This is a genomic window from Streptomyces sp. NPDC047000 (assembly GCF_040644295.1).
GTDB lineage: Bacteria > Actinomycetota > Actinomycetes > Streptomycetales > Streptomycetaceae > Streptomyces.
On record NZ_JBEYWE010000012.1, the window covers coordinates 157,023 to 173,174 of the forward strand.

14 protein-coding genes and 1 tRNA gene are annotated in these 16,152 nt (G+C 71.2%); 8 read left to right on the forward strand and 7 right to left on the reverse strand.

The window, feature by feature from the left end:
- Positions 1-2: 2 nt before the first annotated feature.
- Complete coding sequence (locus ABZ862_RS20670) at positions 3-2,531, reverse strand: ABC transporter permease (protein WP_360960069.1); 2,529 nt, start codon at positions 2,529-2,531, stop codon at positions 3-5.
- Positions 2,531-3,301, reverse strand: a complete 771-nt coding sequence (locus tag ABZ862_RS20675; protein WP_360960071.1) for an ABC transporter ATP-binding protein — start codon at positions 3,299-3,301, stop codon at positions 2,531-2,533. The genes ABZ862_RS20670 and ABZ862_RS20675 overlap by 1 nt, the downstream gene beginning before the upstream one ends.
- Before the next feature lie 400 nt (positions 3,302-3,701).
- Here ABZ862_RS20675 and ABZ862_RS20680 point away from each other — a divergent pair.
- From ABZ862_RS20680 to ABZ862_RS20705, 6 genes are all read left to right on the forward strand, one after another.
- Positions 3,702-3,787, forward strand: a tRNA-Leu gene (locus ABZ862_RS20680).
- Positions 3,788-4,331: 544 nt separating this feature from the next.
- Positions 4,332-5,573, forward strand: coding sequence for a helix-turn-helix transcriptional regulator (locus ABZ862_RS20685; RefSeq protein ID WP_360960073.1), 1,242 nt, complete (start codon positions 4,332-4,334; stop codon positions 5,571-5,573).
- Positions 5,574-5,693: 120 nt separating this feature from the next.
- The gene (locus tag ABZ862_RS20690) at positions 5,694-6,200 is read left to right on the forward strand and encodes an ATP-binding protein (protein ID WP_360960075.1); all 507 of its coding nucleotides are present in this window, start codon (positions 5,694-5,696) and stop codon (positions 6,198-6,200) included.
- 149 nt (positions 6,201-6,349) lie between these two features.
- Complete coding sequence (locus tag ABZ862_RS20695) at positions 6,350-6,658, forward strand: hypothetical protein (RefSeq protein ID WP_360960077.1); 309 nt, start codon at positions 6,350-6,352, stop codon at positions 6,656-6,658.
- A 179-nt stretch (positions 6,659-6,837) separates the two neighbouring features.
- Entirely contained in the window at positions 6,838-8,019 is a 1,182-nt protein-coding gene (locus ABZ862_RS20700) for a 4-hydroxybenzoate 3-monooxygenase (RefSeq protein ID WP_360960079.1), read from the forward strand.
- Between the two features lie 210 nt (positions 8,020-8,229).
- Positions 8,230-9,141: a Bax inhibitor-1/YccA family protein gene (locus ABZ862_RS20705; RefSeq protein ID WP_360960081.1), complete on the forward strand. Its 912-nt coding sequence runs from the start codon at positions 8,230-8,232 to the stop codon at positions 9,139-9,141.
- A gap of 140 nt (positions 9,142-9,281) precedes the next feature.
- Here the strand turns inward: ABZ862_RS20705 and ABZ862_RS20710 are convergent, their stop codons facing one another.
- Positions 9,282-9,512: a DUF4287 domain-containing protein gene (locus ABZ862_RS20710; protein ID WP_360960083.1), complete on the reverse strand. Its 231-nt coding sequence runs from the start codon at positions 9,510-9,512 to the stop codon at positions 9,282-9,284.
- 101 nt (positions 9,513-9,613) lie between these two features.
- Between ABZ862_RS20710 and ABZ862_RS20715 the strand changes: the two genes are divergently transcribed.
- Positions 9,614-9,925: a hypothetical protein gene (locus ABZ862_RS20715; protein WP_360960085.1), complete on the forward strand. Its 312-nt coding sequence runs from the start codon at positions 9,614-9,616 to the stop codon at positions 9,923-9,925.
- Positions 9,926-9,938: 13 nt separating this feature from the next.
- Here the strand turns inward: ABZ862_RS20715 and ABZ862_RS20720 are convergent, their stop codons facing one another.
- The 3 genes from ABZ862_RS20720 to ABZ862_RS20730 form a co-directional block, all read right to left on the reverse strand.
- Positions 9,939-10,730, reverse strand: coding sequence for a hypothetical protein (locus ABZ862_RS20720; RefSeq protein WP_360960087.1), 792 nt, complete (start codon positions 10,728-10,730; stop codon positions 9,939-9,941).
- Positions 10,731-11,013: 283 nt separating this feature from the next.
- Complete coding sequence (locus ABZ862_RS20725; RefSeq protein ID WP_360960089.1) at positions 11,014-12,234, reverse strand: acetyl-CoA C-acetyltransferase; 1,221 nt, start codon at positions 12,232-12,234, stop codon at positions 11,014-11,016.
- Positions 12,235-12,463: 229 nt separating this feature from the next.
- Complete coding sequence (locus ABZ862_RS20730; protein WP_360960091.1) at positions 12,464-13,588, reverse strand: SGNH/GDSL hydrolase family protein; 1,125 nt, start codon at positions 13,586-13,588, stop codon at positions 12,464-12,466.
- A 161-nt stretch (positions 13,589-13,749) separates the two neighbouring features.
- Here ABZ862_RS20730 and ABZ862_RS20735 point away from each other — a divergent pair, with 161 nt between their 5' ends.
- A complete protein-coding gene (locus ABZ862_RS20735) occupies positions 13,750-15,141 on the forward strand; it encodes a cystathionine beta-synthase (protein WP_360960213.1) in 1,392 nt (463 codons plus the stop codon).
- Between the two features lie 392 nt (positions 15,142-15,533).
- Here the strand turns inward: ABZ862_RS20735 and ABZ862_RS20740 are convergent, their stop codons facing one another.
- On the reverse strand, positions 15,534-15,971 hold the full coding sequence (locus ABZ862_RS20740) for a hypothetical protein (protein WP_360960093.1): 438 nt from the start codon (positions 15,969-15,971) through the stop codon (positions 15,534-15,536).
- Between the last annotated feature and the right edge of the window lie 181 nt (positions 15,972-16,152).

Here is a 16,152-nt window from a genome sequence, read left to right on the forward strand (position 1 = left end):
CGTCACTCGGACTTGATGGCCGCCAGGACGTTCAGCCGGGCCGCGCGCCGGGCCGGCCACAGGGCCGCGAGGACGCCCACCACCCCGGCCAGCACCAGGAACAGCGCCATCCGGCCCCAGGGCAGCACCAGCGCGTACGTCGACAGCTTCGCGCTCAGCAGCTGCCCCGCCGCCCAGCCGAAGAACACGCCGAGGCCGATGCCGAGCACCCCGCCGAACAGGGAGATCACCAGCGACTCCAGCCGCACCATCCGCTTGACCGACCGCCGGTCGAGACCGATCGCCCGCAGCATGCCGATCTCCTGCGACCGCTCGAACACCGACATGGCCAGTGTGTTGATGACCCCGAGCACCGCCACGATCACCGCCATGGCCAGCAGGCCGTAGACCATGTTCAGGATGAGCGTGAAGACCTGCGCGATGCTGTTGGACAGGTCCTTCTTGTCCTGCACCTTGATGGCCGGGTTGGAGCCCAGCGCCTTCTCCAGCCGGTCCTTGGTCGCGCCGGAGGTGCCGCCGGCCGTCTTGACCATGACCTGCATGTCCGACGCGTCCTTCTGATGCGGGGCCAGCGCCGAGGTGTCGAGCATGATGCCCTTGATCATCTCGTTGCCCCGGTAGACCCCGGCGACCGTGAGCTGCTGCGCCTTGCCGTCCTCGTAGTGCACGGTGAAGCGCGACCCGGCGCTCCAGTGGTGCGAGCCGGCGGTGTCCTCGTCGACGACGACCCGCGAGCCGCCCACCGTGAAGGAGCCGCTCTCGACGGCGAGGTCGGTCAGTCTGCCGATGGTGGAGCCGTCGACGCCGGTGAGGAACTCGGTCCGCCCGTCGATGCGGGAGGCCGCGTTGCGCAGCGGGCTCGTCGCGGTGACGCCGTCGGCCGTGGCGAGCGTCTTGCCGACCTCGGGGGAGAGCGGGCGGCCGTTCGCCATCGACACGATGTAGTCCGCGCGGATCGCCGACGACGCCATCTTGTCGATCGCGGTCTGGAGACTGCCCGCCATGACCGTCATACCGGTGATGAGAGTCAGTCCGATCATCAGCGCGGAGGCGGTGGCCGCCGTACGGCGCGGGTTGCGCACCGAGTTCTGCCGGGCCAGCTTGCCCGCGACACCGAAGCCCCGCATCAGGGGCGCCGCCGCCGCGATCAGCGGGCGGGACAGCAGCGGGGTCAGGATGAACACGCCGATGATCAGAAGAACGGCGCCGATGCCCATGGGGGCCTGGCCGTCGCTGCCGTCCATCGTCGTGGCCGCGAGGACCACGGCGACACCGGCGGCGGTGAACAGCGCGCCCAGCGTGTTGCGCAGCACCAGCGACCTGGCGGTCGCCTGCGCGTGGACGCTGCTCATCGCGGCGACCGGCGGGATCTTCGCGGCGCGGCGGCCGGGCAGCCAGGCGGCGAGCATGGTGATGACGATGCCGACGGCGAGCGCGCTGACGACGGTGCCGGAGGAGACGACCAGCGGCCCGTCCGGCACGGTCGCGCCGAGCGTGCCCAGCAGCCCGCGCAGCCCGGCCCCGATCCCGACGCCCACCCCGAGCCCGGCCACCCCCGCGACCGCGCCGACGGCGAACGCCTCGATCAGCACCGACCGCGTCACCTGGCGCCGGGAGGCGCCGACGGCGCGCAGCAGTGCCAGCTCCTTGGTGCGCTGGGCGACCAGCATGGTGAAGGTGTTGGCGATGATGAACGTACCGACGAACAGCGAGATCCCGGCGAAGACCAGCAACCCCTGCTTCATGCTGCTCATCGACTGGGCGATGGCGGTGGCCTGGTCGTCCGCGAGCTGACGGCCCGTCTGCGTCTCCACCCGCCCCCCGGGCAGCGCGGCGTCGAGCGCGCTCTTCAGCGCGGCCTGGCTCGTCCCGGCCTCGGCCTGCACGTCGATCTCGTCGTAGGTGCCCGGCTTGCCGAACAGCTGCTGCGCGGTGGCGGTGTCGAAGAGGGCGAGACTGCCGCCGGCGGCGACATTGCCGTCGTCGGTGGTGAAGATCCCGGAGATACGAGGCGTGAGGACCGGTCCGTCGACCGATATCCGCACGGTGTCCCCGACCTTGTATCCGGCCCGCCGGGCCGTCTCCGAGTCGACGGCGACCTCACCGCTCCCCTTCGGCGCCCGCCCGGAGGCGAGCGGATACCGGGGGTCCTTCCGCCCCCAGTAGTTCCCGCCCTCGGAACTGAAGCCGTCGCCCAGCAGCTTGCCGTGCTTGTCCGCGATGGCGGTGAACCCCCGCACGACCCCGATGGCGGAGGCGGCCCCGGGCGCCTTGGCGCTCGTGTCGAGCTGGGCCTGGGTCAGTTCGGGCAGCGACCCGACCTGATCGCCCTTCGAACTCTGGTACTTGGCGGTGACGGCGACGTCGACCTGGTCGAACCCCTTGGCGGAGCTGTTCTGGAGGGCGTTGGAGAGGGTGTTGGTGAAGACCAGCGTGCCGGACACGAAGGCCACGCCGAGCAGAACGGCGAGCACGGTCATCAGCAGCCGGGCCTTGTGCGCGAGGACGTTGCGCAGGGCGGTGCGGAACATCAGCTGGTCCGGCCCTTCGCGTCGAACCGCTTCATGAGGTCGAGCACGGAGTCCGCGGTGGGGTCGGCGATCTCGTCGACGATGCGCCCGTCGGCGAGGAAGACGACCCGGTCGGCGTAGGAGGCGGCGACGGGGTCGTGGGTCACCATCACCACGGTCTGCCCGAGCTCGCGGACGGAGTTGCGCAGGAAGCCGAGCACCTCGGCACCGGAACGGGAGTCGAGATTGCCGGTCGGCTCGTCGCCGAAGATGATCTCCGGCCGGGACGCCAGGGCCCGGGCGACGGCGACCCGCTGCTGCTGCCCGCCGGACAGCTGTGAGGGCCGGTGCCCCAGCCGGTCGGCGAGCCCGACCATCCCGATCACCGTGTCGAGCCACGCCTTGTCAGGCTTGCGCCCGGCGATGTCCATCGGGAGGGTGATGTTCTCCAGCGCGTTCAGGGTCGGCAGCAGATTGAACGCCTGGAAGATGAACCCGATCTTGTCGCGCCGCAGCTTGGTGAGCTGCTTGTCCTTGAGCGACCCCAGCTCGGTCTCCCCGATGCGCACGGAGCCGGAGGAGAAGGTGTCGAGCCCGGCGACACAGTGCATCAGCGTGGACTTGCCGGACCCGGAGGGCCCCATGATCGCGGTGAACTCGGCCTGCCGGAACTCGACCGAGACCCGGTCGAGGGCGACCACCTGGGTCTCGCCCTGCCCGTAGATCTTGGACAGCTCCGTGGCGCGTGCGGCCACGGTGGTGGCCCGGCCGACGACGGGTGTGGTGGTCACGGCAAGGTGCTCCTGTTCGGGACGGGGTCTGGCTCTCGGCTACGTCCCCATCGTTCCGCCCGTCTCGGCCCCTGAAGTCAGCCGCAGAACCGGTTCCGGGGGCAGCCTGCGGTCGCATCGCGCGGCCCCGCGTCATACCTGGGGATGACGCCGCCGCGGGGGTCCGTCCCGCGGCGGCGTCAAGAACGGGTGGAGCCCCCTTGTTCGGACGGTGAAATTCCGTCATTCCGCATACGCGGGCTGTTGCCCCACGCAAGGCTATTGGCAAGTACGGATGGGGGGTTGGAGTTGCTGATACACCCTCAGGCGCCAATAAAATAAGACAACATCGGTCCGCCCGACCGCTGTTCGGGGGACACGCCCCGATAGGCTCGGTACCTCGTTGCGGAGCCCAAGGCCTGCCCGGATGGTGGAATGCAGACACGGCGAGCTTAAACCTCGCTGCCCCTCGCGGGCGTACCGGTTCGAGTCCGGTTCCGGGCACCACTACGGCGAGGGGCCCGCATCATCTGACGGGCCCTCGCCCCGTGCTTCCGTCAGCCCCCGAACGCCGTCCAGCCCGTACGGTTGCCGCGGCCGAGCAGGCCGCCTGCCCGCAGACGCGCCCACGCGTCCCACTCGTACACGAGACCAACCCCGCGGGTGCGGGGAGCAGTACAGGCACGGCGCGGCGGCTGTGACGGCTTGGGGGTCATCCCCGCGGGTGCGGGGAGCAGTCTTTCCTGCTTGGCAGTCTAGGGGTGGTCGCGCACCAGCTTCCGCAGTTCCGGTGAATCCGGCAATTCGGGTATCCGGCTACTCGTGGTCACACCGCGGCTCGCGATCACACGGCTTCCCTCCAGCGCCCTGGCCGGTGCGTAGGTGCAGTCGGCTGTAGGAGGGGTGGGGTCAGCCGAGTGCAGCATTGCGTGAAGGCGTGCTCGTTGACGGCTCGTATCGGCACGGACGAGTGAACGTCTCGATGGAGCAAAGGCGGTTCGGTCTGCTCGGAGTAGCGTTCGGGGAGCCAGAGGCCTGAACGGAGACCCGTATGCCCCTCAGTGATGAGCACATCGGTACTCGTGTCCGGATCGCCCGGAATGCCGCCGGACTGACACAGGTCCAACTCGCCGACTTCCTCGGCCGCACGTCCACATGGATCGCGAATGTCGAGAGCGGGCGCCTGCCGCTCGACCGGTACTCCGTCATCAGCGCCATCGCCGACCGGTGCGATGTCGACGTGGTGTGGCTGCTCGGCCAGCCCTATCGCCTCCAGCGCAGCGGCGGCAGCTTCGCACATACCCATATCCCGGCTCTGCGCACCGCCCTGCGCCGGTCCGGGCTGATCCTTTCAGGGCATCCCGACATGTGCCCTTCCGGAACGCCGGTCGAGCCGGTGACCCTGCGGAGCCGTTTCTCCGAGACGAACGCCGCCCGCCAGGCGGCGAACCTCCCGAAGGTCGCCGCGCTCCTCCCCCCGTTGGTGGAGGACCTGAACACCGCGCTGCTCGTCGGTCACGGTCCGGGCCGAGCCGAGGCACTCCGACTCCTCGCGGACGCCGCCCGCACAGCGCGCATGTGTCTCAATCAACTCGGTTACCCGGATCTCGCCTGGTCCTCGGCGGAGGTCGCGGCCGGCGCGGCGACACAACTCGACGATCCCGTGGTGAAGGCGTCCGTCGCGTGGGACCGCTGCGGCGCGCTGCTGCACCAGGCAACCTTCCGCGAGGCGGTCGCCGTCGCGGACGCGGCACTGAGGGATCTGGAGCCGTACGCGGGCGCCCGCGATGCCGACCAGCGGGCCGTGTCTCTCCGGGGGGCTCTGCATCTGCGGGCCGCGATCGGCCATGCGCGCGGCGGGCGTGCCTCTGACGCGTGGGCGCGTATCGACGCCGCGCTGGAGGACGCCGACCGGCTCGGCGCCGACTGGTACGACCTTCAGGCGCAGACCGTCTTCGGGCGGGGCACGGTCGCCGTGCACGCGGCGGAGGCCGGGGTGGAGGTCGACCAGCCCGACACGGGCCTCAACCGGGTGCCGGACGCGGACGTCGGCAGCATCCCGAGCAGGGAGCGGCGCACCCATTTCGCCATCGACAAGGCCCGTGCTCTGCACCGTATGGGCCGTAGCGCCTCCGCCGTGGTGAAGCTGCGCGAGGCGGCGGGGCAGGCGCCCTACTACGTGCATGCCGACCCGATGGCCCGCGCCCTGGTGTCCGATCTCGCTCGCGTCGGGGTGCCCTCACAGGCATCGGCCCTCTCGGGTCTCATCCGGAACATGGAGCTTGTGCGGTAGGCCCGGCGCGTGACTTCGTCTGCGAGCGCCCCCTAGGAATCCTTACGGTCGACGGTCCGGCAGTGCGCCAACCTGGTCGTGTCACTTTCCGTGCCTGAATGATTACCAAGGGGGTCGGTAATGGCGCCGATCAACACCGCTGGTCCGATGACCGCCACGCGCGAGCCCCAGGCGCCCCATGTCGTGCAGCGGCCCGCACCGCCCGTGGGGCGCCTGACGATCGATCTCGATGTCGTTCCGGAGGCCGTGCCCCTCGTCCGGCGCATGGTGTGCGACCACTTGACGCTGTGCTCGCTCACCGGACTGTCGGAACGGGTGGCCCTGGTGGTCTCGGAGTTGCTGACCAATGTCCTGCGGCATACGCGGCCTGCCGCGCGCAGCGGAACCAGGAAAGCCCGGCTGACGGTCACCCGCCTGCCTGGAGCACTGCACGTATGCGTGCGCGACTTTGACCCCGCGCTGCCGAAACCCTCCCCGGCGGGTGAGGGCGAGGAGCACGGCCGGGGATTCCGGCTCGTCGGCGCGTACGCCGACGACTTCGGATGTTCGTCAGTCACGGGAGGCAAGGACGTGTGGGCGACCTTTCTGACCGACGCCGAGCTGATCCCGGCGGATCCAGACGCGTAGCTGTCCTGTCTCCCGGCGTGACGGCGGGCGGACACAACCCGATGCCGCCCGCTGACCCCGCCCGTCCCGGACGACCGTGGGAGCGGCTTTCGGGTGTATTACTTCGCTTACCGGTCGCGGAATCCTGCGGCGTGAGGTGAGGAACCGCTGTGAGCCTGCATACCGCCGACCTGATCGCGTACATCGCCGGGTTCACGGTGGGGGTGCTGCTGATCGGCCAAGGGCTGCTCCGGTGGCTCGGTGTCGATCTGGCGGTGCGCCGTGACCGGGCCGCGCAGCCGGTGTCCGTCCGCAACAGCGTGCTCGCCGGGGTGGGCATCTGTCTCATGACCGCGGGGCGGATTCCCACCGGTCATCGGCTCGTGTGGGACCTGCTGCTCACGCTTCCGGGGACGGTGATGTTCGCCTGGGGCATGGGCCTGATGGTGGGGTTGCTGCGGGGCCGCGGCGCGCACTAGCCGGTCGCCGCGGGACACCGGCTCGGCGGGCTCGGTGTCGGCTGAGTCGCTCGCCCGTGTGAGGTTCCGGGTTCCGGGTTCGTCGCCGTCTGACCGTTGACATCCGGTGAGGCCCCGGCCGAGACTCCCTGAAATCGGTGAAGGAAATTTCACCAGGCGAACATCGAAGGGGATGGGCGATGCGTACCACCGTCGGCATCATCGGGGCCGGGCCCGCCGGGCTGCTGCTTGCCCGGCTGCTGCACAACGCCGGGATCGGGTCCGTCGTGCTGGAGAGCCGGGACCGGGAGTACGTCGAGCGGCGGCAGCGGGCCGGGATCCTGGAGCAGGGGACCGCCGACGTGCTGCGGGCGGCCGGGGCCGGGGAGCGGATGGACCGGGAAGGGCTGCGGCACGACGGGATCGAGCTGCGGTTCGGCGGACGGCGGCACCGCGTCGACTTCCCCGGGCTCACCGGCGGCCGCTCGGTGACGGTCTACGCGCAGACCGAGGTGTGCAAGGACCTCATCGCCCTCCAGGTGGCGGGGGACGGCGGGCCGTTGCTGTTCGGGGCCGAGGCGCTGGCCGTCGAGGACGCGGACGGCGCGCGGCCCCGGGTGCGGTTCCGGTACCGGGGGGTGGAGGACGTACTCGAGTGCGACTACGTCGTCGGGTGCGACGGATTCTGGGGCGTGGCCCGCAAGGCCGTGCCGGAGGAGCTGGTGCGGGTCTTCGAGCGGAGTTATCCGTTCGGCTGGCTCGGGATCCTCGCCGATGTCGCTCCCTCGCACGACGAACTGGTCTACGCACGGCACGAGCGCGGGTTCGCGCTGCTGTCCATGCGCTCGCCGTCCGTGTCGCGGCTCTACCTCCAGGTCCCCGAGGGGACCGACGCCGACGCGTGGAGCGACGACGCCGTCTGGGACGAGCTGGAGCTGCGGTTCGCGACCGATGACGGGTGGCGGCTCGAGCGCGGGCCCGTCACCCAGAAGTCCGTCACCCCCATGCGGTCCTACGTCCACGAGCCGATGCGGCACGGGCGGCTCTTCCTCGCCGGGGACGCCGCCCACATCGTGCCGCCCACCGGGGCCAAGGGGCTCAACCTCGCCGTCGGGGACGTCGTCACCTTCGTACGGGCCCTTACCCATCAGCGGGACACCGGGTCCGCGGAGCTGCTCGACGCGTACTCGGAGACCTGTCTGCGCCGGGTCTGGCAGGCCGAACGGTTCTCGTACGACATGACGACCATGCTGCACCGGATGCCCGGCGCCACCCCCTTCGACGAGCGGATCCAGCTCGCCCGCCTCGAACGCATCGCCTCCTCCCGTGCCGCCGGGACCGATCTCGCCGAGGCGTACACCGGATTCCCGTTCGGTGGTTGAAAGCCCCTGCGCGCCGCGCGGTATCCGGGTGGTTCCGGGTGTGTACCGGGACGGTCAGGAATGACGGCCGTCGGCGCAGGGAATCAGGCATCCGCGTACCGTGTTGCGCACGTGACGAGAGAAAGATCCTCCTCAGGGACCAGGGTCGTTCTTTTGCCGAACCATTACTCTTGAGGCCAAGGCCGCGCACGGCGGCCATGGAGGGGTGAGATGAGGAGCAGAAACCCGGTCTTCTCGCGACGGGGGTTCAGCCGCGACAACGGCTACGCGGGCTTCAACACCGCGCCGCAGGCCGGGGGACCCGCCGTCGGTACGCAGGCCAACCCGTACGCGCAGAATCCGTACGCCCAGAATCCCTACGCGCAGAACCCGTACGCCCAGCCGGGCGCCCAGCCCGGCACCCCGTACGGCGCGCCCCAGGCCCCGGCCGCCACCGCCGGACGTATGACGATGGACGACGTCGTCCTGCGCACCGCGACCACGCTCGGCGTGCTCATCGTCACCGCGGCGCTCTCCTGGGCGCTGCTGCCGGTCGACGACGCGCACCTCAACCGGTCGTACGGCATCGGGGTCGTCTCGGCGCTGGTCGCGATGGTCCTGGCCTTCGTGCAGTCCTTCAAGCGCCGGCCCGCGCCCGCGCTGATCGTCTCGTACGCGGCCTTCGAGGGCGTGTTCCTCGGCGTGCTCTCCAGCATCGTGGACAACCGCATCGCCAGCGGCGCCGCCATGCAGGCCGTGATCGGCACCATGGCGGTCTTCGCCGGAGTCCTGATCGCGTACAAGGCGGGCTGGATCCGCGTCAACCGCCGCTTCTACGGCTTCGTGATGGCCGCCGCGCTCGGCTTCGTCCTGCTGATGACCGTCAACCTGCTGTTCGCCGTCTTCGGCGGCGGTGACGGCCTCGGCTTCCGCAGCGGCGGGCTCGGCGTGTTCTTCGGCGTCATCGGCATCATCCTCGGCGCCTGCTTCCTCGCCCTCGACTTCAAGCAGGTCGAGGACGGTGTCGCCTACGGCGCCCCGCGCGAGGAGGCCTGGCTCGCGGCCTTCGGTCTGACCCTCACCCTGGTGTGGATCTACATGGAGTTCCTGCGGATCCTCGCGATCCTCAACCAGAGCGACTGATCGGCAGGCCGGTCAGTCGGCCGGCCGATCGACCGGCCGGTGGGCCGGTGACGGTCGCAGCCGCTGTGCGAAGGGCCCCGGGGGCGGTCAGCCTCGGGGGCCCTTCGGCGTCACGGTGGTGCGCGTCACGGTGGTGCGCGCTAGAGCAGTTTGCGCGCGGCCCTCCTCATGTCGTACTCGTGGACGAGTGCCTTCGCGTGGCCGTAGGCGAGGTTGTGTTCGTGGCGGAGCCAGCTGACCTTCTCGTCGAAGCGGACCAGAGCGGGTCCGTCCTCGACGGTGCGCAGCCAGTCGGCGATCGCGCGGCCGGTGCACTGGGGGATACGGGCGAGCAGGTTGCGGTGGGTCTCCTCGGAGAAGACTTGGGACATCGGCGCCTCCGGACGTGTTCGACGAAGCCGGTCCTTCACGTCACCGTGCCTGAGCGTTGACGTGTTGGCAACAGTCTCGTCTCGAAGCGTACGCTCACGGCGTGGTAGACACGACGCCTCTGACCCGTTCCGTGGACCTTTTCGCAGATCGTCTGCGTGCCGCCCCGCAGAGCCGCCTCCAGCGCGGTGCCGCCGCCGAAGCGCTGGGGCTCGCCAGGGAGTTGGCCGCCTGGGCGCAGCGGGTGGAGGAGCCCTCGGCCGAGCCCCGGGAGATGCCCGACGCGGGGATGTTCGCCGCCGCGGACCAGATCACCGTGGCCGCGCACGATCTGGCGCTCGTGCTGCGCGGCGAGGACGAGGTACGGCAGGCGGCGGAACTCGTGGCGGCGGCGCAGAAGCGCGCCGGTGTGTGAGACCGGCGCCGGGTCACAGCGAGGCTATGACCCGGTCCGCCAGGATGTAGACGTTCTCCTCACCGCACGCGAACGTGAGTGTGTACGCCCCCGAGACGCCCGAGCCGCCCAGCAGGACCGGCGTCTCGCCCGCGCGCAGCGACGCCGACAGGCGTTCGGCGGTCTCGCGGTGACCCGGGGTCATGCAGAGGGTCGTACCGTCCGCGAAGACGTAGACGTCGAGCGTGCCCAGCGGGCCCGGGCGGACGTCGGCCAGGGCGGTGCCGGAGGTGGCCAGTTCCTCCAGGGTGGCGACGGTGCGCTCGTGGTCGTTGACGACCGGTGACGGCGTCGGTACGAAGTCGGGGTGGGAGGGGTGCCGGCGGCGGGCGGCGGCGAGTTCGGCGGCCTCGTCGGCCTCGGCGGTCGGCTCGACCCCCGGCTCGATCACCGGTTCCAGCGGCTCCAGGCCCGTGAAGTCGGCCTGGCGCGGCAGGAACAGGTCGGTGTCCGGCAGCCCCAGCAGGGAGGGCGCGTCGGCCGCGTCGCGGGCTTCCTGCGCGGCCCAGAAGGCGCCGGCCTCGGCCAGTTCGCGTTCCCGCTCGTCCGCCAGTGCCTCGGCGACGGCGGCGCGTATCTCCTCGGCGTCCGCCGCGGTGCGGGCGGCCGGCACCGCCGCGCGGGCCTCCGCGGCCCCGTTCTCGGCGAGCTGGGTGTGCAGGGCGGCCACCTGGCGGCGAAGCTGCAGGAGGGTGCGCAGAACGGCGACACCCACGGCGCCCGTGGCGGCCGTAGTGACCAACAAGGCGATCGGCATGGCGCTCACTGACGTACTCCCGGTTCCAAAGTCGACCCCCGACTTCCTACCTCAGCTTGAAGGGTGGACTAACCGGCTGTCAGTGCGTAACGTCACGAAACGGACGGGAGATGGGTGATCAACCCCTGGGAGTGAAGGTTCTGACCTGCGGGAATCACCTCCCCGCGGGAGATTGGTCACATCCTGGGGGAGATTGGGTCACAAATCGGCCCGGAGTCCGGGCAACTCCCGGACTCCGCACCGATTTTTCACGCCGGGTGCCCCGGTGGTCACCGAGGGTCGCCGGGGCGGGTCAGCTGAGGCGCTCGATCACCATCGCCATGCCCTGGCCGCCGCCGACGCACATGGTCTCCAGGCCGAACTGCTTGTCGTGGAAGCGGAGCGAGTTGATCAGCGTGCCCGTGATGCGGGCGCCGGTCATGCCGAAGGGGTGGCCCACGGCGATGGCTCCGCCGTTGACGTTGAGCCGGTCGAGGTCGATGCCCAGCTCGCGGTAGGAGGGGATGACCTGGGCGGCGAACGCCTCGTTGATCTCGACCAGGTCGATGTCGCCGACGGTCAGGCCCGCGCGCCGCAGCGCCTGCTGCGACGCCTCGACCGGGCCGAGGCCCATGATCTCCGGGGACAGGCCCGAGACGCCGGTCGACACGATGCGGGCGAGCGGGGTCAGGCCGAGCTCGCGCGCCTTGGTGTCGCTCATGATGACGACCGCGGCGGCGCCGTCGTTGAGCGGGCAGCAGTTGCCCGCCGTGACCAGGCCGTCCGGGCGGAACACCGGCTTCAGGCCCTGCACGCCCTCCATGGTGACGCCGGGGCGCGGGCCGTCGTCCTTCGCGACGACCGTGCCGTCGGGCAGGGTGACCGGGGTGATCTCCCGCTCCCAGAAGCCGTTCTTGATGGCCTCCTCGGCCAGATTCTGGGAGCGGACGCCGAACTCGTCCATCTCCTCGCGGGTGACGCCCTTGAGGCGGGCGAGGTTCTCCGCCGTCTGCCCCATCGTGATGTACGGGTCGGGCAGCAGGCCGTCCTCGCGCGGGTCGTGCCAGGTCGAGCCCTCCGACTCGGCGACGGCGGCGGTACGGGCCTCCGCCTCCGCGAACAGCGGGTTGCGGGTGTCCGGCAGGCTGTCGGAGTTGCCCTTGGCGAACCGGGAGACCATCTCCACGCCGGCCGAGATGAAGACGTCGCCCTCGCCCGCCTTGATGGCGTGCAGGGCCATGCGGCTGGTCTGGAGCGAGGAGGAGCAGTAGCGGGTGATCGTGCAGCCCGGCAGGTGGTCCATGCCCATCTGTACGGCGACGATCCGGCCGAGGTTGTTGCCCTGCTCGCCGCCGGGCAGACCGCAGCCGAGCATCAGGTCCTCGATGTCCCGGGGGTCCAGCTCGGGGATCTTGGCCAGGGCGGCCTGGATGATCGTGGCGGTGAGGTCGTCGGGGCGCAGGTCTTTCAGGGAGCCCTTGAAGGCGCGGCCGATGGGGGAGCGGGCGGTCGAGACGATCACGGCTTCGGGCATCACGGCTCCATTGGCGTACGGGAGGAAGGGGGGCGGGGCAGGGGGCAGGGGGTGCGGGCGCTGGGGCGGGTGGCTCGGTGTTTGGAAGTTACCCGCCCGTATGGCCTGGGTCACGGGGCTGGAGGTGTGACCCTGGCCGCAGTTTTCTAAGCGCTTGCTTTTTCGTGGTCGGGTGCCCCGGACGGGGTCCGCGGATGCCGCGCACCCCTCCTCCCTGCCGGCCCCTCCGTCACGGCAGGCTCCGTACGGTGGACTCCGCCGCCGTGGACCCCGCCGCCTCCTCCGTCACCGCCTCCTCCGTCACGGCGGGCTCCGTCACCCGCCTCCTCCGCCGGCGTTTGAGGAGGGCCCACGGTCCGCGCGGCCCGGTCGGCATGGCGGCCGTGACCTCCGTGCCCGCCTCCTCCGCGGCCTCCGCGGCCGCCCGCGCCACCGGCAGGAAGCCCTCGCGGCGGGACGCGTCCGGACGCTCCTCCTCCGCCGGCCACAGGCCCAGGGACGCGCAGACCGTCGGCAGCACCGCCATCGCGGCGGTGGCGTAGCCCTCGGCCGAGGGGTGGTAGTGGTCCGGGCCGAACAGGGCGCGCGGGTTGGCCTCGAACTCCGGGCCCAGGAGGTCGCCCAGCGACACCGTGCGGCCGCCCTGCTCGACGGCGCCGATGGTCTGCGCGGCCGCGAGCTGCCGTGAGGCGCGCCGGGCCAGCCAGCGCAGCGGCTGCTGCACCGGCTCGATGGTGCCGAGATCGGGACAGGTGCCGACGACCACCTCCGCACCGGCGGTGCGCAGCCGCCGTACCGCCGCGGAGAGGTGACGCACCGAACGGGTGGCCGGCATCCGGTGGGTGACGTCGTTGGCACCGATCATGATCACGCAGACGTCCGGTACGCGTGCCGGGTCGGCCAGCGCCAGGGAGACCTGGCGGTCCAGGTCGTCGGACTGGGCGCCGGGGAGGGCGACGTTGCGCAGCTCCACCGGGCGTTCGGCGACCGCCGCGAGGCCGGACGCCAGCAGCGCGCCCGGTGTCTGGCCGGCCCGGTGCACGCCCTGGCCGGCGGCCGTGGAGTCGCCGAGCACCAGCAGCCGGAGGGGTTCCTCACCGGGCAGGGCGCGGGCGTGGCCGGCGGTGTCCCGTGAGAAGGCCGCCGTGGTGCCGCCCGTGTGCGGGGATCCGTAGATCCCGTCCGCGACCGGGACGTGCGGGTCGCCGCCGTTGCCGACCTGACGCTTGGCCAGCTGCATCTCGGCCACCAGCAGGCCGACGGCGGCGGCGCCGGCCAGGCCGATCCCGCCGCCGCCGTATGCCGCGCCGGCCGCGATACGCCGGGCCGTCCTCGCCCTCGACATGCCGGTCATGTCCCGCCGCCACCTCCTCGTCGTCGTCCCTGTCGCCGTACACCCTCTCCTTGCCCCGAACAGGGCGTTCGTCAATCGCAACCTGGGGTGAACCGCGGGGCCGGGCCGTAGGCTGGCGGGACCACGACGACCGTATGAATCGCAAGCAACCGGAGACAACGGTGCATTTCCACGACTCGATGATCAGCCTCGTCGGCAACACCCCGCTGGTGAGACTCAACAGCGTGACGAAGGGAATCAAGGCGACCGTCCTGGCCAAGGTCGAGTACTTCAACCCGGGCGGTTCCGTGAAGGACCGCATCGCGCGCCGCATGATCGAGGCGGCGGAACAGAGCGGGGAGCTGAGGCCCGGCGGCACGATCGTCGAGCCGACCAGCGGCAACACCGGCGTGGGACTTGCCATCGTCGCGCAGCAGAAGGGGTACAAGTGCATCTTCGTGTGCCCCGACAAGGTGAGCACCGACAAGATCAACGTACTGCGCGCGTACGGCGCCGAGGTCGTCGTCTGCCCGACCGCGGTGGCGCCGGAGCACCCGGACTCGTACTACAACGTCTCCGACCGGCTGGTGCGCGAGACGCCGGGCGCGTGGAAGCCGGACCAGTACTCCAACCCGAACAACGCCCTCTCCCACTACCACTCCACCGGCCCCGAGCTGTGGGAGCAGACGGAGGGGAGGATCACCCACTTCGTGGCGGGCGTCGGCACCGGCGGCACCATCTCCGGCACCGGGCGCTACCTGAAGGACGTCAGCGACGGCCGGGTGCAGGTCGTCGGCGCGGACCCGGAGGGCTCGGTGTACTCGGGCGGGTCGGGACGGCCGTATCTCGTCGAGGGCGTCGGTGAGGACTTCTGGCCCTCCGCCTACGACCGCACGGTCGCCGACGAGATCATCGCCGTGTCGGACAAGGACTCCTTCCAGATGACGCGGCGGCTGGCCCGGGAGGAGGGACTGCTGGTCGGCGGGTCCTGCGGGATGGCGGTGGTCGCGGCGCTGCGGGTCGCCGAGCGGCTCGGACCGGACGACGTCGTGGTCGTCCTGCTCCCGGACAGCGGGCGCGGCTACCTCAGCAAGATCTTCAACGACGAGTGGATGGCCGACTACGGCTTCCTGGAGGACGAGGGTCCGAGCGCCCGCGTCGCCGACGTGCTCAGCGACAAGGAGCACGGCGCCATCCCGTCCCTCGTGCACATGCACCCCGACGAGACGGTCGGGCAGGCCATCGAGGTGCTGCGCGAGTACGGCGTCTCGCAGATGCCGGTGGTGAAACCGGGCGCCGGTCATCCGGACGTGATGGCCGCGGAGGTCGTCGGCTCGATCGTGGAGCGCGACCTGCTGGACGCCCTGTTCACCCAGCGCGCGTCGCTGGGCGACCCGCTGGAGAAGCACATGTCGGCGCCGCTGCCACAGGTCGGCTCCGGCGAGCCGGTCGCGGACCTGATGTCGGTGCTGGGGGAGGCGGACGCGGCGATCGTCCTGGTGGAGGGCAGGCCCAAGGGCGTGGTGAGCCGGCAGGATCTGCTGGCCTTCCTGGCCAGGAGCGGAAAGCAGTAGGAAACGTCCGGTGAACGGCCCGTGGCGGCGGCGGACTTACGGTTGTCCCACCGGTCCGGTGGACTTCGCGGAAGTGGTACGAGGGTGTCACGTCCGCGCAGCACTCGCTTAACACGGGTCCGGCAGATTAGTGGGTGTCGGCAGGGCGGGAGCGGCTCCCCGCCCCGGCCGGCGCCGTACGGCGCCAAGGAACCTCCGGAGCGGCTCCCGGACCTCCATGGACGCCAAGGACGCGCAAGCCCGGCCCTGACCCGGCCCGCGTCCCTCGCGGGGACCGCCGTCGTCCCGCCCCCCGGCAACGGGGGTGCGGCGGTCCCCGCGCATATCTCTTTCCGGGGCCGGTACCCCGGCCCGCGGACCGTCGCGCCCGCCCGCGCCTCGCGGGCGGGCCGTCACTCCTCCCAGTCGCCGCCCTGGCTCTTCCCGCCGCCCGGGTGCCGTTGTCCGCCGAACAGCCCCGGGGCGCTCCGCGCGGCCTGCACCACGTTGACGCCGACGATGCCCATCCAGACGACGATCAGACCGGGCAGATGCGCCACCCCGCCGCCGATCGCGGACAGCGGGATCGCCAGCACCAGCGACACGATCCCGAACCCGAACCGCTCGCCCCAGGAATCGGTGGGCCGCGGCGCACGGGAACCCCGGGCGATGTGCATCTGCTGCTCGGCCAGCTGCCGCCGCACCCGCCGCTCGACCGCCCCGTCGATCCGCTGGTCGACCTTCTCCAGGAACGAGTCGACCAGCGCCGACTCGTACTCGTCGCCCAGCTCCCTGCGCGCCTGCAGCGTCGCGTTGAGCTCCTTCTTCAGCTCCGCGTCATGTGCGTCCATGCTCACCAAACTAAGGAGCCCGCCCGGGCCGCGCACTGGGGGTAGCCCCCGTATCAGGGCGGCACGCTCAAGAACTTCGTCGTCAGGTTCCGGCCCGCGACGACCGGCGTGCCCTCGCACCTGTTCCCGGTGAGGGGGCACGCCTCTCGAGTCCGTCCGGCAGCACCGGCAGCACCGGCAG

What these genes read in the sequence shown, in the direction of transcription:
- ABZ862_RS20685 (WP_360960073.1), top strand. Translation starts at nt 4,332, where the DNA reads ATGCCCCTCAGTGATGAGCACATCGGTACTCGTGTCCGGATCGCCCGG.
- ABZ862_RS20725 (WP_360960089.1), bottom strand. Translation starts at nt 12,234, where the DNA reads ATGCCCGAAGCCGTGATCGTCTCGACCGCCCGCTCCCCCATCGGCCGC.
- ABZ862_RS20710 (WP_360960083.1), bottom strand. Translation starts at nt 9,512, where the DNA reads ATGTCCCAAGTCTTCTCCGAGGAGACCCACCGCAACCTGCTCGCCCGT.
- ABZ862_RS20690 (WP_360960075.1), top strand. Translation starts at nt 5,694, where the DNA reads ATGGCGCCGATCAACACCGCTGGTCCGATGACCGCCACGCGCGAGCCC.
- ABZ862_RS20740 (WP_360960093.1), bottom strand. Translation starts at nt 15,971, where the DNA reads ATGGACGCACATGACGCGGAGCTGAAGAAGGAGCTCAACGCGACGCTG.
- ABZ862_RS20705 (WP_360960081.1), top strand. Translation starts at nt 8,230, where the DNA reads ATGAGGAGCAGAAACCCGGTCTTCTCGCGACGGGGGTTCAGCCGCGAC.
- ABZ862_RS20670 (WP_360960069.1), bottom strand. Translation starts at nt 2,531, where the DNA reads ATGTTCCGCACCGCCCTGCGCAACGTCCTCGCGCACAAGGCCCGGCTG.
- ABZ862_RS20700 (WP_360960079.1), top strand. Translation starts at nt 6,838, where the DNA reads ATGCGTACCACCGTCGGCATCATCGGGGCCGGGCCCGCCGGGCTGCTG.
- ABZ862_RS20730 (WP_360960091.1), bottom strand. Translation starts at nt 13,588, where the DNA reads ATGACCGGCATGTCGAGGGCGAGGACGGCCCGGCGTATCGCGGCCGGC.